The sequence below is a fragment of the Pseudomonas sp. LBUM1645 genome (genome assembly GCF_059716185.1).
On sequence record NZ_CP166811.1, the window covers coordinates 3363461 to 3386248 of the forward strand.

At 57.5% G+C, this 22788-nt stretch carries 19 protein-coding genes; 7 read left to right on the forward strand and 12 right to left on the reverse strand.

All coding sequences use genetic code 11. From position 1 onward, the window contains the following. Nucleotides 1-85: 85 nt before the first annotated feature. From ACA079_RS15115 to ACA079_RS15125, 3 genes are all read right to left on the reverse strand, one after another. On the reverse strand, nt 86-1387 hold the full coding sequence (locus tag ACA079_RS15115) for an NAD(P)/FAD-dependent oxidoreductase (protein ID WP_497704150.1): 1302 nt from the start codon (nt 1385-1387) through the stop codon (nt 86-88). Next, the gene (locus tag ACA079_RS15120) at nt 1384-2472 is read right to left on the reverse strand and encodes a polyamine ABC transporter substrate-binding protein (protein WP_497704151.1); all 1089 of its coding nucleotides are present in this window, start codon (nt 2470-2472) and stop codon (nt 1384-1386) included. The genes ACA079_RS15115 and ACA079_RS15120 overlap by 4 nt, the downstream gene beginning before the upstream one ends. A gap of 165 nt (nt 2473-2637) precedes the next feature. Beyond that, a complete protein-coding gene (locus ACA079_RS15125) occupies nt 2638-3996 on the reverse strand; it encodes a glutamine synthetase family protein (RefSeq protein ID WP_282378368.1) in 1359 nt (452 codons plus the stop codon). A gap of 161 nt (nt 3997-4157) precedes the next feature. Between ACA079_RS15125 and ACA079_RS15130 the strand changes: the two genes are divergently transcribed. Next, the gene (locus ACA079_RS15130) at nt 4158-5078 is read left to right on the forward strand and encodes a helix-turn-helix domain-containing protein (RefSeq protein WP_497704152.1); all 921 of its coding nucleotides are present in this window, start codon (nt 4158-4160) and stop codon (nt 5076-5078) included. On the opposite strand, the gene ACA079_RS15135 is transcribed toward ACA079_RS15130, so the two are convergent. The 9 genes from ACA079_RS15135 to ACA079_RS15175 form a co-directional block, all read right to left on the reverse strand. Further along, a complete protein-coding gene (locus ACA079_RS15135; protein WP_497704153.1) occupies nt 5079-5870 on the reverse strand; it encodes an HNH endonuclease in 792 nt (263 codons plus the stop codon). Continuing rightward, the gene (locus tag ACA079_RS15140; RefSeq protein WP_497704154.1) at nt 5867-8221 is read right to left on the reverse strand and encodes an AAA family ATPase; all 2355 of its coding nucleotides are present in this window, start codon (nt 8219-8221) and stop codon (nt 5867-5869) included. Before ACA079_RS15140 ends, ACA079_RS15135 begins: the two co-directional genes overlap by 4 nt. A gap of 114 nt (nt 8222-8335) precedes the next feature. Further along, on the reverse strand, nt 8336-9244 hold the full coding sequence (locus ACA079_RS15145; protein ID WP_497704155.1) for a MurR/RpiR family transcriptional regulator: 909 nt from the start codon (nt 9242-9244) through the stop codon (nt 8336-8338). Between the two features lie 326 nt (nt 9245-9570). Beyond that, nucleotides 9571-10335, reverse strand: a complete 765-nt coding sequence (locus tag ACA079_RS15150; protein ID WP_497704156.1) for an ABC transporter ATP-binding protein — start codon at nt 10333-10335, stop codon at nt 9571-9573. A gap of 18 nt (nt 10336-10353) precedes the next feature. After that, the gene (locus ACA079_RS15155; protein WP_497704157.1) at nt 10354-11466 is read right to left on the reverse strand and encodes a succinylglutamate desuccinylase/aspartoacylase family protein; all 1113 of its coding nucleotides are present in this window, start codon (nt 11464-11466) and stop codon (nt 10354-10356) included. Between the two features lie 9 nt (nt 11467-11475). Then, nucleotides 11476-12174 (reverse strand): ABC transporter permease, encoded by a 699-nt coding sequence (locus tag ACA079_RS15160; RefSeq protein WP_046047036.1) that lies wholly within the window; start codon nt 12172-12174, stop codon nt 11476-11478. 14 nt (nt 12175-12188) lie between these two features. Further along, a complete protein-coding gene (locus ACA079_RS15165; protein ID WP_497704158.1) occupies nt 12189-12878 on the reverse strand; it encodes an ABC transporter permease in 690 nt (229 codons plus the stop codon). A gap of 90 nt (nt 12879-12968) precedes the next feature. After that, entirely contained in the window at nt 12969-13745 is a 777-nt protein-coding gene (locus tag ACA079_RS15170) for an ABC transporter substrate-binding protein (protein WP_497704159.1), read from the reverse strand. A 214-nt stretch (nt 13746-13959) separates the two neighbouring features. Next, nucleotides 13960-16347 (reverse strand): DUF3772 domain-containing protein, encoded by a 2388-nt coding sequence (locus ACA079_RS15175; RefSeq protein ID WP_497704160.1) that lies wholly within the window; start codon nt 16345-16347, stop codon nt 13960-13962. A 298-nt stretch (nt 16348-16645) separates the two neighbouring features. On the opposite strand from ACA079_RS15175, the gene ACA079_RS15180 reads away from it, so the two are divergent. The 6 genes from ACA079_RS15180 to ACA079_RS15205 all read left to right on the forward strand — a co-directional run bounded on the left by ACA079_RS15180 (nt 16646) and on the right by ACA079_RS15205 (nt 22772). After that, a complete protein-coding gene (locus tag ACA079_RS15180; protein ID WP_497704161.1) occupies nt 16646-17992 on the forward strand; it encodes an outer membrane beta-barrel protein in 1347 nt (448 codons plus the stop codon). A 105-nt stretch (nt 17993-18097) separates the two neighbouring features. After that, complete coding sequence (locus ACA079_RS15185) at nt 18098-19408, forward strand: ABC transporter substrate-binding protein (RefSeq protein ID WP_497704162.1); 1311 nt, start codon at nt 18098-18100, stop codon at nt 19406-19408. Between the two features lie 25 nt (nt 19409-19433). Further along, nucleotides 19434-20159, forward strand: coding sequence for an ABC transporter ATP-binding protein (locus ACA079_RS15190; RefSeq protein ID WP_401352308.1), 726 nt, complete (start codon nt 19434-19436; stop codon nt 20157-20159). Nucleotides 20160-20179: 20 nt separating this feature from the next. Further along, on the forward strand, nt 20180-20872 hold the full coding sequence (locus tag ACA079_RS15195) for an ABC transporter ATP-binding protein (protein WP_497704328.1): 693 nt from the start codon (nt 20180-20182) through the stop codon (nt 20870-20872). 2 nt (nt 20873-20874) lie between these two features. After that, on the forward strand, nt 20875-21738 hold the full coding sequence (locus ACA079_RS15200) for a branched-chain amino acid ABC transporter permease (protein ID WP_497704163.1): 864 nt from the start codon (nt 20875-20877) through the stop codon (nt 21736-21738). Beyond that, on the forward strand, nt 21738-22772 hold the full coding sequence (locus ACA079_RS15205) for a branched-chain amino acid ABC transporter permease (protein WP_497704164.1): 1035 nt from the start codon (nt 21738-21740) through the stop codon (nt 22770-22772). The genes ACA079_RS15200 and ACA079_RS15205 overlap by 1 nt, the downstream gene beginning before the upstream one ends. Nucleotides 22773-22788 lie beyond the last annotated feature (16 nt).

Below are 22788 nucleotides of genomic sequence, written 5' to 3' on the forward strand. Positions count from 1 at the left end.
CGATCTTTAGATCTTCAAGATCCAAATCAAAAGATCGCAGCCTTCGGCAGCTCCTACAGTGGAATGGCGTTTAACCGAGGGGGTGTCACCCCAGCAGTTCGCGCAGGCGATACCAGAACATACCGAGGGCCAGCAGTGGAGAACGCAGCATAGGCCCACCGGGAAAGGTCATGTGCGGCACGGCGCTGAACACGTCAAAGCCCTGGCTGTGTCCGACGTGGATCGCTTCGCCCAACAGCTTTGCGCACCAGTGGGTCACGTTCAGGCCATGACCGGAGTAACCCTGGGCGTAAAACACGTTCGGATGCTGGCTCAAGCGCCCGACCTGTGGGAAGCGATTGGCCGAGATGCCAATCTTGCCGCCCCATTGATAGTCGATGCGCACGTTGGCCAATTGCGGGAAAACCTTGAGCATGTGCGGGCGCATGTAAGCTTCGATATCCGCCGGATCGCGCCCGGAATAATGGCAGGCGCCGCCGAACAGCAAGCGTCGGTCCGCCGAGAGCCGGTAGTAATCCAGGCCGACTTTCTGGTCGCAGAGCGCCAGGTTATGCGGGATCAATTGCGCAGCCTGTTCGGGCGTCAACGGCTCGGTGGCGATAATGTAGCTGCCCGCCGGGAGGACCTTGCCACTCAGTTTCGGTTCGAGCTCTTCCAGGTGAGCGTTGCACGCCAGCACCAGACTGCCTGCGCGCACCGTGCCACCGGCACAGCGAACCTGCACAGTGCTGCCATGGATCAACTCTAGCACCGGGCTTTGCTCGAAGATCCGTACCCCAAGAGATTCGGCTAGCCGCGCTTCGCCGAGCACTAGATTGAGCGGGTGCAAGTGACCCGAGCCCATATCGACGAGACCACCGGCATACACGCCTGAGTTCACCACCTGCTGACGGACCTGCTCCGGCCCGACGAGTCGGGTTTCGTGGGCGTAGCCCGATTCGGCAAGGCCTTGCTGCTCAGCCTTGAATGCCGCGAACTGCGCTTTAGTATTGGCGAGTTCACAGAACCCCCAGCGCAGGTCGCAATCAATCCCGTGTTCGCGAATGCGGTTGCCCACAAGAGCGACCGAGTCGACACCCGCACGCTCAAGGTAGCGCACGCCTTCTTCACCGACATGACGGGCAAAACCGCTGACGTCATGGCCGATACCGCGGATCAGTTGCCCGCCGTTACGTCCGCTGGCGCCCCAGCCGATCCGTCGGCCCTCCAGCAGAATCACCGAGACTCCGCGCTGCGCCAGTTCAATCGCCGTGTTAACGCCGGTAAAGCCACCGCCGATCACGCAGACATCGGCTTCAAGGTCCGCGGCCAGTGTAGGGTAGGGCGCCATTCCATTGGCCGACGCCGCGTAATAGGAACGAGCATGTTCGTTGCTGTACTGGTTCATTGGTTGGACTTCACTTTGCTCCAGGAACGGGTCATCAAACGCATGATCGGCTGGGGCGGGGTGGTCGAAATGTAGAGCTTGTCGAGGACTGCCTGGGGCGGATAAACCTCAGGATTGTTGACCAGCTCAGGGTCCATGTCTTGCTTGGACGCCGGGTTAGGGTTGGCGTAACCGACCGACGCGCTGACCTTGGCAATCACTTGCGGATCGAGCAAGTAGTTGATGAAGGCGTGCGCTTCTTTCTGGTTGCTGGCGTCTGCAGGAACCGCCAACAGGTCAAACCACAAGTTACTGCCTTCCTTGGGGATCGCATAGGCGATGTTCACGCCATTCTTGGCTTCCTTGGCCCGGTTCGCGGCCTGGAACACATCACCCGAGTAACCGAAAGCTACGCAGATGTCGCCGTTGGCCAAATCTGAAACGTACTTCGAGGAGTGGAAGTAGGTGATGTAAGGGCGGATGGCCAACAGCTTGGCTTCGGCTTTTTTGAAGTCTTCAGGGTTTTCGCTGCGCGGGTCCATGCCCATGTAATTGAGAACGGCCGGGAACACTTCATCGGCCGAATCCATCATCGACACGCCGCACTGGCTGAGTTTTTTCAGGTTCTCCGGTTCGAAAAACACCGCCCAGGAATCGATGCGGTCAATGCCCAGCACTTGCTTGACCTTGTCGACGTTGTAGCCGATGCCGTTGGTGCCCCACAGGTACGGGACTGAGTGTTCGTTACCCGGATCGTTTTTCTCCAGCAGCGCCAACAGTTTCGGATCGAGGTTCTTGAAGTTGGGCAGCTGCGAACGATCGAGCTTCAGGAACGCGCCGGCTTTCACCTGGCGAGCGAGGAAGTGGTTGGACGGCACCACCACGTCATACCCGGTGCGGCCAGCGAGCAATTTTCCCTCCAGGGTTTCGTTGGAATCGAATACGTCGTAGATCACCTTGATCCCGCTTTTCGCCTGGAAGTCGACGAGGGTGGTCTCGCCGATGTAATCGGTCCAGTTGTAGACGCTGACCGTTGGCTGAGCCTGCGCAACGGCGCTGAACAATAACGCCAGGGCGACCGGAGCCACGGATTTCAATAGACGCATATCGACACCTCTTCGAATTTTTGGATTTATCAGGCGTTTCTTTGGTGTTCTGGCGGCCGCCATCGCGAGCAAGCTCGCTCCCACATTTGGAATGCGTTTCCCTGTGGGAGCGAGCTTGCTCCGGGCGGCGTTCCGACGATGAGGCCCTCACGGGCAGAGCAGGTCTCAGACGCTGAGCAGCAGGAACTCTCGCTCCCACGAGCTGATCACGCGCTTGAAGTTCTCGTGCTCGGCGCGCTTGACCGCGACATAACCGCGGACGAATTTGCTGCCCAGATAACGCCCGATGGTTTCGCATTCTTCCATCTGCGTCAGGGCGTCTTCGATGGTGATCGGCAAGCGCAGGTTGCGACGTTCATAAGCACGACCTTGCACCGCAGCACTCGGTTCGATGCGCTCGACCATGCCCAGATACCCGCACAGCAGACTCGCAGCGATCGCCAGATAAGGGTTGGCATCGGCGCCCGGCAAACGGTTTTCCACGCGCATCGCGTCCGGCGTAGAGGTCGGCACACGCAGGCCCACGGTGCGGTTTTCTTCGCCCCATTCGACGTTCACCGGCGCCGAGGTGTCCGGCAGGAAGCGGCGGAACGAATTGACGTTCGGCGCAAACATCGGCAGCACTTTGGGGATGTACTTTTGCAGGCCGCCGATGTGATGCAGGAACAGCTCGCTCATCTGCCCGTCGGCATCGGCAAAGATCGGCTGGCCGGTGGCGATGTCCACCACGCTTTGGTGGATATGCATGGCGCTGCCGGGCTCATCGCCAATCGGTTTGGCCATGAAGGTCGCGGTGACGTTGTGCTTGAGCGCCGCCTCGCGCAGGGTGCGTTTGAACACGGTGATCTGGTCGGCCAGATCCAGTGCATCGCCATGACGGAAGTTGATTTCCATCTGCGCCGGGCCGTCTTCGTGGATCAAGGTATCGAGGTCCAGGCCTTGAAGCTCGCACCAGTCGTACACGTCTTCAAACAGCGGATCGAATTCGTTGGCGGCGTCGATGGAAAACGACTGACGACCACTTTCTGCACGGCCTGAACGGCCCAGCGGTGCCTTGAGCGGCAAGTCCGGATCTTCGCAGCGCTGGGTGAGGTAGAACTCCATTTCCGGCGCGACAATCGGCCGCCAGCCTTTGTCGGTGTACAGTTGCAGGACTTTTTTCAGCACGTTGCGCGGTGACAGCTCGATCGGGTTGCCGAACTTGTCGAAGGTGTCGTGAATCACGATAGCGGTGGGCTCGATGGCCCATGGAATCACGTACACCGCGTCCGAGACGGGCTTGCACACCATGTCGATGTCGGCCGGGTCGAGCAGGTCGTAGTAGATGTCGTCGTCGACAAAGTCCCCGGTTACCGTTTGCAAAAGCACACTTTCCGGCAGGCGCATGCCTCGCTCATGCAGGAACTTGTTGGTGGGTGCAATTTTGCCGCGTGCAATGCCGGTCAAGTCGCTGACCACACACTCGACTTCGGTAATCTTGTGATCTTTCAGCCACGTGAGCAGCTGATCGAAAGGGACATTCATAAAGACCTCGTTATTGGTTTTATTAACGCCGGGGAGGCTGGTTTCATCCACCACACACTTCCCCTGTGGCGCGTTGACGACTATCTTGGGCGAGCCTTGACGTTCCATCTATCCACTTTCAGCAGCACCAAAACGCACCAAACGAGTGCGTAAGGTCACCCATGACAACGTGTAACCCCCTGCAAGTCCAAGCGTTCAACACTGCCGATGTAGCCGAGCAAATCCGCGCCACCCCGGGTTGGGTGCAGCATTACCAGCAAATGTCGCCGGGGCATTTCGCCGGGCGCGTGCGCTACCTGGACCTGCAAGGCGTGGAGATTTACGAGGAACAGATGAACACGCGGGTCGAGCAGAATTTCAGTGCGCCCGAAGGCTCGCTGGCGTTCTGTTTCGACCGAAGCGACAACGCGCTGTACGTGTTGAATGGCGAAAGCCGCAACATCTGGATCACCCCGGAGAACTACCAGGAAATCGCCGTGGTGTTCGGCCCGGAGTTTGTGCAACGTCACGGTTTGAACGTGGCCAGGCTCGAAGGCCTGTTCATGGCACCACTGAATTCGGGACAGAACGCGCTGTTCAGCCGCTGGCTCAGCGGAACGTTGACCCGACTGGCGCAGACGCTCGATCCGCCGAGCAAGGAGGCGTTGACCCAGCAGTTGCTGGAAGACTGCCTGTACATCCTCGACAACGCGTGTGTTTGCCTTGATCGCGGAGGGTTACAGCGCCGCGCCGAAGAGCGTGCAGTGATGAAACGCATCGGTGAATGGGCGGCTGACACCCCGGAAGAGACCCTGAATTTGCTTGAGCTTTCGCAGGTTGCCGGGGTTTCACTGCGGCAGTTGCAGCATGCGTTCAAGGCTTATACCGGGATGACCCCGACCCATTGGCTGCGCTTACGCCGACTCAACAGCGCACGCCGCGAACTGCTCAGTCGCACAGCGATGGACACCACCGTTGCCGAAGTGGCGATGCACTGGTCGTTCTGGCATTTAGGGCGATTTTCCAGCAGTTATCGCGCGTTGTTCAACGAACTTCCCAGTCAGACGCTTGCCCGCAAACCCTGTGGCGCATCCAGACGCTAATTAGCTTGGGCCAACATCGCAGGCACCACTGTCTTTCAACATGTGGAGTATGGAAGTGTCCAGACCTCGACGAAACTCTGCGAGCAAGGGAAGTTCGCCAGCCTGGTTTTCCTGTTGGAAAGCTTCGATATCTGATAAAGCACCCGCCAAGGCTGGGTTATTACTGCATAAGGTTTCCTTTCCGGAAATGATGTACAACAACTCACTGCACAAATGCTTCCCCTGAGGGCTAATGCCTTTGAAGGTGGTGAGGTAAGTCTGGTTTGTTTCGATTCTAAAAAAACTGATGTGTTCGTCGTACACATGAAATCGGGGATGAAAAAAATGTGTAATGGCAGTCGGGTCCGGGTAGGTCACATGCTTGCTGGGGAATTGCCCCCAATCGTTTTGCTTCTTTTGCTCATTGCAGTCGTAACAGGCTAACGCCAGATTCCAGAAGTGGATTGCGAACTGCGGGTAAGTGCTCTTCGGCAGGATGTGATCAATTGGTCTTGCGTGAGCTATGTTATTCAGCCAACGGCGGCAGTAGCAACACCGATTGCTCTGCAAGGTGCAAAGGTAACTTCTGAACGCACTTTTGATTAGTGGGCCGGTGACCCCGTTTTTTTCCTTTTTTCGGTGATCTGAAAGTGTTTGCCAGGTATTTTTATCACCACTCAGGGACTGTCTGTGCAGCTGAGTGAGAAAGATGAGTGACGATAAACGGTACATTTTGACCTTGTAGGCCTGACGCCTGTAGGCCTTGAGTTGCGTCAACATATCCTTTGCTGAAGGTATTGTGCAGACGCTCATACGTGCTGCTCCTCGCTGTTGTACTTGAACAGCTCCCGTAGGGCGGCGCGGGTTTGCCCGATCAATTTAAGATCATGCTTGAATCTCATGTCGGACTTGTCGCAGACAGTGTTATTCATGATGGACTCCATCACTCTCAACTCTTTCGTCATCTGCTTAAAGATGTCTGTCTTCGGGCGTTGTGTCTGATTGCTGGATCGAATCGCTTGGGAAACCAGCGCCGCACAGCGTTCATGAATTTCGCGATTATGCGGCGTGTAGGTTCTAAAACCCTCTAGCAGGATGGTTTCTACAGAGTGGCGCTGATCTGACGGGATAGACGTGAGTTTCTTATCTCTGGCGAGGAAACAATGGTCGATGTCATCTTTGGCATTGGCGATGATGATGGGTGAGTGAGTGGCGATGACGAACGAACATGCAAAATTCTTGGCAATTTCCGATAGCAGTGACGGCAACACTTGCTGCCATTGAACGTGCATGCTGATTTCGGGTTCGTCTATCAGAAACACGGTCGAACGTTCTGCTGAGGCGACAATCTTGGCCAGCAAGGTAAAGACCTGCTGTTCACCAGAGCTTAATTCGTTGAATCGGATGACTTCGTTACTATCGCTGCCGCTGGACAACCCCAACTCATAATCGAGGTACTTCGTTTCATAAAGCAATTCCTCGTTGAGGTAGGCGTTAGTGTGCAGATTAATCATCTCAGACATATCAAGCGGGTTGTCATGCAACTTATTCTGCGGTCGAGGGGCTACAAGATACAGATCACGATTGACTTCGAGTTGGTGCAAAGCTCGGGCGAAAACGTGCAATCGTACAAGATCAGAGTAGACCTTCATCAAAAGCTCTGTCAGCTTTCGAGAAGAATTTTTTTGCGAGTAGTTATTGTCGCGACTTCTGGCCCCCAAGTACTCAAACAGGGAGCTTGCCTTTCGTCGACGAGGGAAGCGGTCAATGTGGCTGAACGCTATGCCAATGGAACGGGTGTTATGTTTATCGAAAGAGCCAATGAGGTCTTTGAGCAACATACTTTTCCCTATGCCGTTATTGCCAATAACGTAAGAACAGGTCGGTGAATGCCGTTCGTTGATCACTGCATTGAGGAGCGGGCGGTTGTCCAAACTGGAAAACGCTGTGGACTCTCCAAGTATGTGCCTTTTCGCAATAATGGTTGCATAGGAGAGCACCTGACGGGATCGAAGTACCCTGCAGAAACCTGGCAGGTCTTTATAACCTCCATCGAAGTTTTGTTTGAACAGACCTTTAAGGGAGCTGCCTAGCACTTGTGAATACCGGGACGCGCGGAACAGGATGTCGGAACGCCTCCAGAGGTCAACGATTGCTGCGGCGAACCAGGTCGGCTCGATGTCGTCACCTCTTTCCGCGAGAGTGTTAAGTTTGCTGGCGTCGATGCACAAAATTTCTTCCGACTTCTTTTGAGTATTAAGCAGCCAGGCTGTGACCAAAACACGATTGCCCGTAATGTCATAGCTTGAAAAATCTATGACCGCTTCCAGCAAATTCTTGCGCTTGAGTGAATGTCTAAGGGTGCCGACAACATTATCGGGATCTTTTTCAGCATTTCCAACGATCACCAGTGTGCGTCGTGTCAATTGGTTAGTTTCGACCAATGTCGACAGAGTCATCAACGCGGATATCTGTGTGCTGCCTGTTGGTAACAAGCAATCGATGAGTGTTAGATGGTCACCGTAGTCCAGGTGAAAACCCTCGGACACCGTCAGCGGGTAGATTCCTCTTAGCATTAGCCTGAGATTGACGACACTCCAATACTCATATTGCGGAAATGGTCGGGAGCAATAACCCAAGCCGACGCCCATCCATTGCTCCGCAATGAAGGCATCTCCGCTGTAAGGGAACATATCAATCAGGCCGGTATCTTTTTCCGCCAAAGAGACACTTAGCGCACCGATAATTTTGGAATGACGGGGTAAAACACTATATTCCTGTGTGTTGATGCGATCGAATAGAAAATCAAAAAAATGGATTCGGTCTGTTCTACTTTTAGAATCTAACTCTGCCCTCAAAACAGCTGCCAGAGCTATCACGAGCATTTGTTCAATACGCTCTAATTTTATTTTGCACTTGCTGAGTCGCATCAACAAAAGAACACAGCTTACGGCATCGAAGTCTTCATCACCGGCAGGCCGCTTGGACAGCACTTCTTTACTCGCCATCTCTAGCGTCGGAGAGCGCCAGTCGACGCTATATACAGCTACGACGTACAACGCCAATCGGAAGAAATCGGTCTCCCGTACTTCTATGAAAGCCGGGCGCAGTTGATACAGCTTTTGCAGTAAAAAGCCGGCATGAATGTCTCTTTTGTCAAGCATATGCAATCCGAAGTGACTTGATATCAGTATTGGCGAAGCGCAGGACGCATAGCGTATGTTATTTGGCCGCTATGCGCAGGAGCTATTCTGGAGGGCACTACGATGAAAGCGGCCTCATTTTTTCGCCGATTTGCTGTTGCCCGGCATGTGCAGGTAAGCCATCACACTTTCGGTCAGCTCGGTCGCCAGTTTGACGGCTTCCTTGTTGCGCGCCATCACGCCCGCCACCAAGCCTTCGATCAAGGCGAGTACTGCGATGTTGGAACTGGTCAAAACCGGATGGTCGGCGGGAGCAAACAGCACGTGTTCCGCAATGCTGGTGAGCGGTGAGGCGGGTGAATCGGTGATTGCCAGCACCGAGGCACCCCGTTCATTGGCGAAACGGGCGAGTTGCAGGGTGTCGAGGGAATAGCGCGGCAGGGAGATCGCCAGCAACACATCCTGATCGGTAATCGCGGCCAGACGGTAAGCGGCGTTTTCGTTGCCGCCCTCCATACTGATGGCGGTGGCATCGGCGCAGAAAGGCATCAGGGTCGAGGCCGCGAGGCCGGCGAAGTAGACGCTGTTGCCGAAGCCCAGGATGTAGATTTTTCGCGCGGTGGTCAGGCGCGTGACGAACGCTTCAAAGGTGTCTGCATGGTTGTTGGTCGCCGCCGTGGCGAGGTTGCTGCTGGCACTCTGGATTTGCTCATGCAGGCCAAACGCCCCGCCAGGACGGTGCGCCAGTTCGTTGCGCAGTTTGTCGACCGGCGACACCATTTGCTGCAACGTCGCGACCAGTTCGGCTTTCATGCCGGTATAGCCACCCAGGTTCAGGGCCTTGGCCAAACGGTTGACCGCAGCTGGCGAGGTGGACGTTTCGTGGGCCATCTCCTCGATGGTCAGCGTCGCGGCCCTCAGCGGGTGACGCAGAATAAAGTCCGCCACCTTGCGCAGTGACGGCTGCAAATCGCCAACGATCTCCGCCAGTTTGCGCATAACCGGTGCGGCATAGACCGTGGTGTTTTTCGATGGGGTCGGCATATCCGGCTCAACATTTCCTGAGGGGTGGAGAAGGGGTGGCACAAGGTTGGCTGGAGTGTATCCGAAGCCAACCGTTGGTGTGCAACGCTTGGCCAAGGGGCGGTGATCAATGCCAGTCAGTTAAGCGATAACGCAGTCCGTGTAGCAGCTGCCGAAGGCTGCGTTCGGCTGCGCAGCAGTCGTAAAACCTGACCGCGAGGTAGTCCTGAAGAACCGCACTGCCTGATTTCACGACTGCTGCGCAGCCGAACGCAGGCTTCGCCAGCTGCTACAAAGTATGCGCTGCAACTGAAATTGCTTAACTGACTGGCATTAGGCCGGTCGGGTTATTTCAAACTCCCGGCAAGAAACTGCTGGAGGCGTTCGGACTGCGGGTTGACCAGCACTTCGCGCGGGTCGCCACGTTCTTCGACCTGACCCTTGTGCAGGAACACCAGTTGATTGGAAACCTCACGGGCAAAACCCATTTCGTGGGTCACGACCACCATGGTGCGACCTTCGAGGGCGAGGTCCTGCATGACTTTCAGTACTTCGCCGACCAGTTCGGGGTCGAGTGCCGAGGTCGGCTCATCGAACAACATCACTTCCGGTTCCATGGCCAGCGCGCGGGCAATCGCCACACGCTGCTGCTCGCCGCCCGACATATGGGCCGGCCAGGCGTCCATGCGGTGCGAAACGCCGACTTTGTTCAGGTAGTGCTCGGCCTTTTCCCGGGCTTCTTTCTTGCTGATGCCCAGCACATGCACCGGGGCTTCCATGACGTTTTCAAGGGCGCTCATGTGCGACCACAGGTTGAAGTGCTGAAACACCATCGACAGCCGCGAGCGCATGCGTTGCAACTGCTTGGGTTCGGCAGCCTTGAGCCCGCCGAGTTTGTTGGTCACCAGTTTCAGTGGCTCACCATTGAGCACGATGTTGCCGGCGTTGGGCTGCTCCAGCAGGTTGATGCAACGCAGGAAAGTGCTTTTGCCCGAGCCGCTGGAGCCGATGAGGCTGATCACATCACCGGCCTTCGCCTCCAGGGACACACCCTTGAGCACGTGGTGGCTGCCGTAGCTTTTGTGTAGATCCTGAACTTCAAGTTTGTACATGGTTTTTATTCTCTGGAATCAGTCGCTGAGCAAGCGACCCTGGCGAATAAGGCGGGTGCCGGCGACTTTGGCCAGCCACAAACCGGGCTGGGCAAAGCGCAGGCGTTCTCGGGCATAGAGGATGCCGTCGGTGCTGGCGCGCACGATGCTGTGGCGATCGGTCAGCGGATCCAGCACTTCGAACAGCGGATCGCCAACCCTGACCCGGGCACCCAGCGGTTGCAGAAAACTCACCACCCCCGGATGCGGCGCATAGGCGTACTGCGCACCGGCGAATGGCGTCGCTTCACAACAGGTCGTTGGTGCTGCTGGCCAGTCACCGCTGATCAGGCCTTGTTCGGCGAGATAGCCAAGAATGGCCTCGGCGCTATCGACACATTGTTCGCGTTCGGTGTCGGCCATGCCGCGCAACTCGATGGTGGTGGCCACACAGGCCAGCGGAATATCGGCTTCAGGAAAGAGCTCGGCCAATCGCAACCAAGGGATCGCACAGGCCTCATCGAAGGCACTGCCGCCCGCACCCTCGGCCAGTAGCGCGGCGCCGGCACCGAGTCGAGCGGCCAACGAACGCAATCGCGGCCAGTTTTGCGGCATGGCGTAAAGCAGCATGATCGACTCGAAATCGCAGTGCAGGTCCAGCACCACATCGGCGTCACAGGCGTGTTGCAGCAACAGGCGGCGCAAGCCATCGAGTTCCGACGTCGGTGGTGGCATGTCGACGAGGACATCAGCCATGGCCCGGCGGATCAGTGCGGTGTTGACGTCGGCATTGTCGCCCAGGTGGTCTTTCACCAGCGTCGCCACGTCTTCAGCCAGCTCCGGGAAATCCCGATTGAAATTCTTCCCGCTGGAGAACTCGAAGCGCCCCTGATGGGTGGCCTGGAACATCTGGGCGATGCCAATCGGATTGGCTATCGGCACTAACTCGATCACTCCGTTCAGTCGACCTTGTTCTTCCAGCACCCGCAGACGTCGCTTGAGTTCAACCGCCACGCGCATCCCCGGCAACTCGTCGGCGTGCAGGGACGCCTGAATGTAGGCCTTGCGCGGTCCGCTGCCAAAGCGAAACAGCGACAGTTTCCGCTCAGTGCCCGAAGCACTCCACGGCAACAGGTATTCAATGTGCTCCATAACAGCTCCTTAGTGCTTGCGCGGTGCCAGATACGCCAGCCAGCGACGCTCGGCCAGCTTGAACAGGCGAACCAGGATGAAGGTCAGGGCCAGGTAGATAAGGCCGGCAGTGATGAACGCCTCGAACGGCAGATAGAACCGCGCACTGACCGTACGCGCGGCGCCGGTGATGTCCACCAGGGTGACAATCGATGCCAGGCTAGTGGTTTGCAGCATCATCAACACTTCGTTGCTGTACTGCGGCAGCGCCCGGCGCAAGGCCGACGGCAGCAGAATTCGGCGGTACAGGGTAAAGCGCGACATGCCCATGGCCTTGGCGGCTTCGATCTCGCCGTGGGCCGTGGACTTCAAACTGCCAGCCAGCAGTTCCGCGCTATAGGCGCTGGTATTGATCGCGAAGGCGAGGCAGGCACAAAAGGTTGCGCTGGACAGGTACGGCCAGAGCGCGCTTTCACGTACCGCGGCGAACTGCGCCAGGCCGTAATAGATCAGGAACAATTGCACCAGCATCGGCGTGCCGCGAATCACGTAGGTGTAGAGCCACGCAGGGAAGTTGATCAGCGGTGATCGGGACACCCGCATCAGCGCCAACGGAATCGCCAGCACCAGGCCGAAGGCCAGGGAAATCAGCAGGACTTTGAGGGTCAACAAGGCGCCATTGAAATACAGCGGCAGGTTTTCCCAGATCAGGTTGTAGTCGAGAATCATGGGGTTGCTCCCAATCACAATTCGGCGGCTTTGATGCCGACCGAGTAGTGTTTTTCCAGATAGCGCAGGACCAGCAATGACACGCTGGTCAGCATCAGATAAAGCGCCGCCACCGCGAGGAAAAACGTGAACGGCTCATGGGTGGCGTCCGCTGCGTTCTTGGCTTTGAACATCATGTCCTGCAAGCCGATGACCGAGATCAGCGCAGTGGATTTGGTCAGCACCAACCAGTTGTTGGTGAACCCGGGAATGGCGAAACGAATCATCTGCGGCACCAGAATCCGCCAGAACACCTGGGCGCCACTCATGCCATACGCCGCGCCGGCCTCGGCCTGACCTTTAGGGATCGCCATAAACGCGCCGCGAAAGGTTTCTGACAGATAGGCACCAAAAATGAAGCCCATGGTGCAGACGCCGGCGATAAAGGGATTGATGTCGATGTAGCGGGTGTAACCGAGCGCCAGGGCGATGCGGTTCACCAGATCCTGGCCGCCGTAGAAAATCAGCAGGATCAACACCAGGTCAGGAATGCCGCGAATCAGGGTTGTGTACCCTTCGCCCAGCATCGCCAGCCATTTGAGCGGCGACAACCGAAAGGCCGCGCCGATCAGCCCCAAAGCAATCGCCATGCTCATGGAGGTCAGGGCCAGGTTAATGGTCAGCCAGGCGCCATCGAGAATGCTCGATCCGTAGCCGTGAAGCATGATGAAGTTCCTCAAACGAGCGCCAAAAGGCGCGCGAGACAAGCCCAAAGCGCCCGCAAGAGGCCGGCGCCACAGGGTTTCAGGTAAGGTTTATTCGCCGTAGATATCGAACGCGAAGTACTTGGCCATCACTTGTTGGTACTTGCCGTTGGCGCGGATGGCGTCGATCGCAGTACTCAGACGTGCAACGTTCACGCTGTCGCCTTTACGCACAGCGATCCCGGCGCCACGACCGAAATATTTCGGGTCGTTGATGTCCGGTCCTGTCAGCGCGAAACCTTTGCCTGCTGGCGTTTTAATGAAGCTCTCATCGGTGTTGACGATGTCGGCGAGCGTCGCGTCCAGTCGACCCGACGCCAGATCGAGGAAGGCTTCATTTTGTGAGCCGTAACGCACCACTTCGACCCCGGCTTTTTCAAGCTGCTCGGTAGCAAAACGGTCGTAGGTCGATGAGCGTTGCACCCCGACTTTTTTGCCCTTGAGATCAACCAGCGGGTCGTTGATCACATTGCCGGCCTTCATCGCGAACTTGCCTGGCGTGTGGTAGTACTTTTTGCTGAAGTCGACCGACTTCATACGGTCTTCAGTGATCGACATCGACGACAGCACGGCATCGATCTTGCGCACTTTCAGCGACGGGATCATGCCGTCGAATTCCTGGATGACCCACTCGCACTTGACCTTCATTTCTTCGCACAGGGCGTTGCCGATGTCGTAATCGAAACCACTGACGTTGCCCTCCGGCGTCTTGAAAGAGAAGGGTGGGTAGGCGGCTTCGATACCGATACGCAGGCTGTCTTCGTCGGCGTGTGCCAGCAAGCTTGCGGCGCACAGTGCCAGAGCACCTAGAAGTTCTGTCTTGTTCATATTGTTGACTCCTTGGAGGGGCGTTGGGGTGGTACAGGCCATCCGATCTGGCACGGTGGATCAGTCCTGATGATTTTGTGTGGCTATAAATGACATGTTTTATTTCACAATGCAATACGGTGAAAATAAACGTATCAATCGGTGGCGCAAAAATTCACAACGATTCCGTGTGATCACGAGCTCGTTCAGGCGCCAGGCAGGCTATTGATGGGCATTACGCGGGGGGGACAGGCTTGGCCAATTCGATGCCGGCCGCACTCAATCGCTTCAGGATCTCAAAGAGCAGATCGCTCTTGGTCGTACTGACAATCCTTGGGCTGCTGACATAGCCGGTGATGGTCAATGTGATGCCTTCAGGGCTCAGATTGCTGAATCGGACAACGGGGGAGGGTTTGTCGAGGATGGTTTCATGTTCGCAATAGGTGTCGTACAGCAGGGTTTTGACTTGTTCGGGGTCGATATCCAGAGGGAACACCAGCTCGAGTGTGGCCACCCCTTGGGCGCTGCCGCCCATGGTCACATTGCGCAGGTTCTGGGAAATAAGCTGCGAGTTGGGCACGATCACGATCGAACGGTCACTGAGCTGTATCTCGGTGGCCCTGACATTGATCCGCCGGATATCGCCTTCGACCCCGCTGATGCTGATCAAGTCGCCGACCTTGACCGGACGCTCGGTGAGCAGGATTAACCCGGACACGAAGTTCTTGACGATCTCCTGCAGGCCGAAGCCGATCCCCACCGACAACGCACTGACGATCCAGGCCAGGTTCGTCCATTTGACGCCCAATGAAGACAACGCCAGCAGAATGACCAGCGCGTACCCGATATTACTGAACAGGGTGCTCAGCGACGCCCCCATGCCGGGGTCCATATCGGTTTTCGGCAGGAACTCGTTATCCAGCCATCTGCGCAGCGATCGAATCAGGTAAATACCGATCAACAGTAAGAGGACCGCATTCAACAGATTGCCCGGAATGATGTTCAGCTTGCGCAAGCCATCGCCGCCGAGGATCGCTGAAACCCTGTCAGTCAGCTGTCCAAAGGTCGCTCCAACCCCTCCCACAAACGTTGTAATCGCGGCAATCAACAGTAAGGCCGCTCTGCCAATACCCGACACAACAACCTCGATTTGTTCAAGCCGTACGTCGCCGATACCCAGCAGCTGTTTGATCGTTTTGCCGCTTGGGTGCTTGGGCGAAAAAAGGTAATCGCACGAGTCCCTGAACAACTGCGTCAGCAAATAGAAGCTGGCAAAAACGATATAGAGCCAGACAATTTCGTAAGTGATGAACCGGGCCAGGGAGATGTAACCGACCAGCAGGCCAAAAATCGAGATCAACATGGCGATACTGACGCCGGTATAAATCAGCCCCGCCAGCGTAGTACCTGACTCAGGGTGTTCTCCGGCAATGACCATCGCTCGGCGGGTTCTACTGACGCGTAGCAATAGCGCACCCATAATCAGGATGACGACTAATGACACGACGCCCCGGCTGAAGAGAACCACTTGCGTACTCATACCCGTCGCATTGGTGACTTGTACCAGCGAGATGAGTATCAGCATTGATCCGGCCAGCAGCGCCGGAAAAGGGCTTATTGCAAGTGCCACTTCATCGGCGATACCAGGCAACCGCCATGAGGGATTGCGTTTAGACAGCAGGGCCCGACTCAGGCCGATGATCAGGGCGCAGGCGTAAGCGACTTTCTCGACATCGTCGAAGTAACCTTGCAGTGGCTGCGGCAATGGTTGAAGGCGGGTAGCCGCCGCGGAGATGAGCTCTATTGCGCAACCTGCGCTCAGCATCGTGGCAACTACCGTCGCTATCGCCAATGAACTTCTGCGCAGACGACCTTCCGGTACTCGATGGATGCAGATCCAGGTCAAACCACGTTCAGCCAGTCTTCGCCCCGGTGTCCAGAAGGCCAGGGCCAGCAATAACAACGTGACGGTCGCGGCACGCCGGCCGGGTTGCCAGACGGACTGAATGACACTGTTGGACTGGTCAATCAAAAACCTCAGACGGTTTTTATCCTCCTCCAGTGGAGAGAAAATCGGTAACCAGAACCGGGGATTGAGGAGGCTGGCGGTGCGCTGGGCGAGTTCGGTTTCCAGTTGGGTGCGCCGAATGCTGGCGATCTGAGCGATGAGGTTGGTAGCGCCTTCTTTGATGGCCAGCAGTATGTTGAGATCGGCATCCACCTTGTCTTTTTGTTCGGTGAGATAGGACCTCTGTTTCACGAGATCGGACTTTTCAATGGCAGCGCTGGTGGCGGATGCCGTCCCGAGCACACTGAGTTGTGCTTGCAATTGCGCCTGCTCGGGAAGTAACACGGCCGCCAACTTGTCTGCATCACTGAAGAGCAACTGTACGTTGTCCTGAAAGCCCACCAACTGGGTGTAATTACTGGTCAGTGACACCTGCTGTTTAAGGTTGTCCAGCCTTAGTTGCAGTGCTTCCAGAGCACTTTTTGACACAGTAGCGGTAGCGCTGGCCTCACCGTTGCTTGACGTGTTGGGTAGTTCGTCCGCCGACAGCTCGCCGATGTTCGCCCCCATCAGCGCGAACACAACGAATATGAGTAATTTCAATGCAGGACGCATAGACATGCCTCCAGCGGCTTTAGCCATTCAGGTTAGGTCATGGCGCGTACTGGCGCGAAAAATAGTTCCGCGATGCGCGTGATTGTTCTGAATACGCAAACACTGAAGTCGCCGAGAATGGAATTGTTGGCGTCGTGATGGGCTTGTAGCCTCCATTACGCCGAACACTACGATTCGCCAACGATCGAGTGGAGCCCAAGCCAGGGCTCACCAAGACAGACGCTTCAACGTCATACCTTGCTTTCGGACTTCCGCCCCCTCGGGGGTTTGGCGCCTAATAAAAATAAGGAAGGCAGGTATGAGTATTCGTGCATGGGTTTGCGCAGCAACCCTGTTCGCACCCGTTCTGGGTGCCAACGTTTTGTTTCCATCAACGGCTTCGGCGGTGGACGATCCGATGGGCTCGCTGGTTCGTGGAGTGTTCGGCGATAGCCTTGAGCGCGAACATGGCATCAAGGTCTACGGCTGGGGCCAGGTGGGTGTGAGTTACAACAACAACGGCACGGATGACGTCAGCAAGCAGAGCTTCTTCAACACCGACGAAGGCGTAAACCTCAACCAGTTCGCGCTGGCCGTGGAAAAGAAACCCAAGAGCAATGTGATCGGTCGTGTCGGACCGTTTCCCGGCCCCATGCCGCAAGAGGCCGACTGGGGTTTCAACGTCACGGCGCTGTATGGCAAGGATGCGCGCTTCTTCAAGACCTATGGCTGGGACGAAGACCTGAGTGTCAATCGCGACAACAAGGCCGAAGACGAAGCGTTCACCGTCGCCCAAGCGTATGTCGATTTTTACTTCCCGGTGCTCGGCGGTTCGGACCTGATGATCGGGATTTTCCACACGCCGCTGGAAAATGAAATCGGCTTCGCCTTGCCGTCACCTGCACCGACTGACTTCTACTCGCACACCTATTCCTTCATGCACGGCCCGGCCAAGCATGCCGGAGCGCTGTACTCGTTCAAGCTGCCCTCGGCACCCGGTGAAAGCATGCTGGGCTTCGAACTGGGCGTAGTGCAGGGCTGGAACAACCTGCAGGACCCCAACCATGACCCGGATGTGATTGCCAACGTCCGCTGGCGTTCGGCGGATTTCACCACCTGGATCGACTGGGAAAACATCTACGGCAACGGTGCCGGCGACAGCTTCGCCGACTGCAGTTGTGGTTCGCCACTGCCGGCCGGCACCAAGGATGACGACTACAAGCGCCTGGCCTCGTACCTGACCCTGTCGCAAGTGCTCGATCCGAATAATCGCGTGGCACTGGAGTTGAATTACGGCAAGCAGGAGCAGGGCGCTTTCGCCGGGTTTGCCAACAAAAACGATGCGACCTGGTATGGCACCGATATCAACTGGTATCACCGAGTCAGCGAAACCCTGATGTGGAACAGCCGCGCCGAGTGGTTCTACACCGATGCGCCCGTGCACGTGATGATGGCCAACATCGACCCACATACCGGAGTTCCCGATCCGACCTGGGGCAGTTTCTACGGCGTGACCACCAACCTGGCCTGGACGCCGACACCCAACGTGCGCCTGCGCCCGGAATTGCGCTACGACATCCATTCCGGCCCCGGTCGTGATGCCTACGCCGATGGGCAAAAGGACTCGCAGGTAGTCGCCTCCTTCGACGTCAGCTTCTTCTTCTAAACCGACCTCTTTCGTTAGCCCTGACCCTGCGTGATGGCTCAGCCCTCACGTTGCGACCTTGTTCGTCCGGACTTTGCCGGCCTGCTGCCGCACTGGAGTAATTTCATGACAGACAACAACGATAAAAACCTGTTTGGCCGAGACTTTTCACGCCGTGATTTTCTGCGCAGCACAGGCGTTGCCGCTGGCGGCGTGGCGCTGGCCAGTATGCCGTTCAACTTCGCCCTGGGCAGTGAGCGGGTAATCAAACTCGGTTATGTCAGCCCGCAGACCGGGCCATTGGCACCCTTTGCGGCCGCCGACAACTACATCATCGAATCGCTCAAGCAGGTGTTGAAGAACTCGATCAACGTGGCCGGCAAGGCCTATCGACTGGAAGTCATCGTCAAGGACAGTCAGTCCAACCCTAATCGCGCAGCGGAAGTGGCGAGCGAGCTGATCCTCTCTGACCAGGTCGACCTGATGCTGGTGTCGTCGACGCCGGAAACCACCAACCCGGTCTCCGACCAATGCGAAATCAACGAGATTCCGTGTATTTCCACGGTGGCGCCGTGGCAGCCATGGTTCTTTACCCGCGGTGGCAAACCGGATCAGGGGTTCGAGTGGACTTATCACTTCTTCTGGGGCCTGGAGGATGTGATCGGCACTTACAGCGCCATGTGGGGCGCGATGCCGTCCAACAAAGTGGTCGGCGGTCTGTTCCCCAACGATGGCGACGGCAATGCCTGGGGCGATCCGAAACTCGGCTTTCCACCGGTGTTGGCGCAGAAGGGTTTCCAAGTGGTCGACCCCGGCCGTTTTCAAAGCTTGACCGACGATTTCTCGGCACAGATCGCCGCGTTCAAAAAGGCCGACGTCGAGATCGTCACCGGCGTGGTCATTCCACCTGACTTGACCACCTTCTGGACCCAGGCTCGCCAGCAGGGCTTCAAGCCCAAAGCGGTGTCGGTCGGCAAGGCGCTGCTGTTTCCCACGGCGGTCGAAGCGCTGGGCAAGGCCGGCAACAACCTGTCGACCGAAATCTGGTGGAGCCCGACGCACCCGTTCAGTTCTTCATTGACCGGCGCCAGTGCCGGGCAGTTGGCCCAGGGCTTCACTCAGGCGACCGGCAAGCAGTGGACTCAACCGCTGGGTTTCGTGCATGCCCTGTTCGAACTGGCGGTGGACATCCTCAAGCGCACTGAAGAAATCGGTAACCCGCAGGCGGTACGCGATGCCTTGCTCAAGACCGACCTCAACACCGTGGTCGGGCCGATCAGCTGGAAAAACGGACCGGTGAAGAACGTCGCCAAGACGCCTTTGGTCAGCGGCCAATGGCGATTGGGCAATGACAACAAATACGACCTGGTCGTGACCAGCAATGCCACCGCACCAGTGATTCCACTGGGCGGCGACATGCAGGCCATTACGTACTGATTGCTCGAAAAGAAACGGGTGCACCATGCAACAGCCACTTCTGCAAATGAACGATGTGCACAAAAGCTACGGTTCGGTGAAAGTCACGGACGCGATGAGCCTGAGCCTGCAACCGGGCGAAGCCCTGGGCATCATCGGTCCCAATGGCGCGGGTAAAAGCACGCTGTTCAACCTGATAGCCGGGGGCGTCGCGGCCGACAGCGGCACGATCCATTTCGAAGGCCGCAACGTCACCCGCGAGCCGGTGTTCAAGCGTTGCCAACAAGGCATTGGCCGCTCCCATCAGATCCCGCATCCATTCGTGAAAATGACGGTGTTCGAGAACTTGCTGGTCGGCGCGACCTTCGGGGCGCGATTGCGCGACAAGGAGGCCAGCCAATGGTGCGCGCAGACTCTGGAACTGACGGGGCTGATGCGCAAGGCCAACGTCCTGGCCGGCTCGCTGACACTGCTCGACCGCAAGCGTCTGGAAATGGCCCGCGCGTTGTCGACCCAACCGAGGCTGTTGTTGCTGGATGAAATCGCCGGTGGCCTGACCGAACCGGAATGCCTGGCGCTGGTGGAAACCATTCAGGGTATTCACAAGGCCGGCGTCGCCATCATCTGGATCGAACACATCGTGCATGCCTTGCTGGCGGTCGTCAGCCGTCTGACGGTGATCAACTTCGGCGCCAAACTGGCGGAAGGCGAACCGCGCAGCGTGATGGCCGACCCCAGGGTCCAGGACATTTATATGGGCATCGGGAGCTGAACATGTCGACCCCTTCAAACCTGTTGTCCATCGAAAAACTCTGCGCCGGCTACGGCGACTTTCAAGCCCTGTTCGATATCAGCCTGACCCTTGAGGCGGGCGAAACCGTAGCGATCATCGGCTCCAACGGCGCCGGCAAATCGACGTTCCTGCGCTCGCTGGCCGGGCTGATCAAAAACCAGCCCGGCGCCATCACCTTCAAGGGCCAGGCGATTGGTGATCTGGCGGCCAATCAGGTGCTGGAGCGTGGCATCGCTTTGGTGCCAGAAGGCAGGAAGCTGTTTCCTTCGCTGAGCGTCGAGGAAAACCTGTTGATCGGTGCCTACAGCAAACGCCCCGGCCCGTGGACGTTGGCGCGGATCTATCAGCTGTTTCCGGTGCTGGAACAACTGCGCAAGCGCCCCGGCACCGCGCTGTCTGGCGGTCAGCAGCAAATGGTTGCGATAGGCCGGGGCTTGATGGCCAACCCGCAGTTGCTGTTATGCGACGAGATCAGCCTGGGCCTGGCGCCGACCACGATCAAGGACATCTACGCCGCGCTGCCCTCGATCAAGGCTGACGGCACGACGGTGATTCTCGTCGAGCAGGACATCAATCAGGCGCTGAGTGTCTGCGACCGTTTCTATTGCTTCCAGGAAGGGCGCGTGTCCCTGACCGGCCGCCCTGGGGACGCGGACAAAGCGCAAATCAAAGCCGCGTATTTCGGGATCTAGTTATGGAATGGCTCAATACTTTGCTTCAGGGCATGTTGCTGGGTGGCCTCTACGCGATGTTCGCCGTGGGGCTGTCGCTGATGTTCGGCATCATGCGCCTGGTCAATATCGCCCATGGCGACTTCATCGTGCTGGCGTCGTACCTGGCGCTGATGGTGGTCAATCATCTGGGGTTCAGCCCGCTGGCGAGCCTGCTGCTGGTGGTGCCGCTGATGTTCTGTTTCGGCTACCTGCTGCAACGGTTGTTGCTCAACCGAACGCTTGGCCAGGACATCCTGCCGCCGCTGCTGGTGACCTTTGGGTTGTCGATCATCGTGCAGAACGTGCTACTGGAGTTTTTCAGCGCAGACAGTCAAAAGCTGTCTCAGGGTGACCTTGAAGTCGCCAGTGTCGGCTTCGGCAGTTTGAGCGTGGGCGTCATGCCGCTGATCGTGTTTTGTAGTGCGTTGCTGATCATCGGCGGCTTGCAATTACTGTTCTACAAAACCGCACTGGGCCGGGCGTTTCGCGCCACTTCCGATGACCAGCACACCGCGCGGCTGATGGGCGTCAACAACGCGCATATCTTCGGTCTGGCCATGGCGCTGGCGATGGCTGTGGTGTCGATTGCCGGGGTGTTTCTGGCGGTTCGCACCAGTTTCGACCCCACGGTGGGGCCGGCGCGTCTGTTGTACGGTTTCGAAGCGGTGATCATCGGCGGGTTGGGCAGCCTGTGGGGCACCCTGGCCGGCGGGGTGATTCTCGGTGTCGCCCAGGCGCTGGGCGCAAAAATCGATCCCGGCTGGCAAATCCTCGCCGGTCATCTTGTGTTTCTGCTGATCCTGGTCGTGCGCCCGCGTGGCCTGTTCCCCCGGAGTGTCGACTGATGAATGCCTTGAACAATCCCGCGCTCAGCTATCGCGTACAGCGCACGACCACCAGCAGCATGATCGGGCTGTCATTGCTGGGTGTCTGTGTGTTGGTGTTGATCAGTGCGCCATTCTGGGCGGATCGCTCAAATTTGCGGCTCGTGGTGGAGTTCGCCTATTACCTGGCGCTGGCGCAAATGTGGAACCTGCTGGCGGGTTACGCGGGCATGGTCTCGGTCGGGCAGCAGGCGTTCGTCGGTCTGGGTGGGTATCTGCTGTTTATGTTGGCCACCCGGTTTGGTATTCCGCCATTGTTCGCGGTCCTGCTTTCGGGTGTGCTGGTGGCGTTGTTGGCGATTCCCACAGCCTTGATTGTGTTTCGACTGCGCGGCGCCTATTTCGCCATTGGCACCTGGGTGGTGGCCGAAGTCTTTCGCCTGGGCCTGGCGCAGATGAGTAGCCTCGGCGGCGGTTCCGGGCAAAGTCTGCCGGCGGCGATTGTGCGGCAGATCGGCAATGACCGGGACGAGCGCGAGATGCTGATCTACTTCACCGCTCTGGCCATTGCCATTGCCGCCGTGGCGGTGGTGTTTTTTGTGCTGCGTTCGCGACAGGGGCTGGCCCTGGCGTCGATTCGCGATTCCGAGCCGGCGTCCGGCAGCCTGGGGGTCAACACCTTCCGTACCAAGTTGATGGTGTACGTGCTGGCCGCCGGTTGCACGGGCGTGGTCGGGGCGCTGATCTTCCTGCAAAAACTGCGTATCTCACCGGATGCCGCGTTCAACCTGCAGGACTGGACGGCGGTGGTGATCTTCATCGTCATCATCGGCGGCATTGGCACGCTGGAGGGGCCATTGATCGGCACGCTGATCTACTTTGTATTGCGTGGTTGTCTGGCGCAGTACGGCGCTGTGTACATGATCATCCTCGGCGTGGTCGCGGTGGTGATGATGCTCAAGGCGCCGCAAGGGGTGTGGGGGCTGATCAGTGAACGCCTGGGCTGGCAGGTTTTCCCCATGCAGCGACGGTTGTCTGTCCAGAACCACAAATAGCGCGTTGTCAGGGATG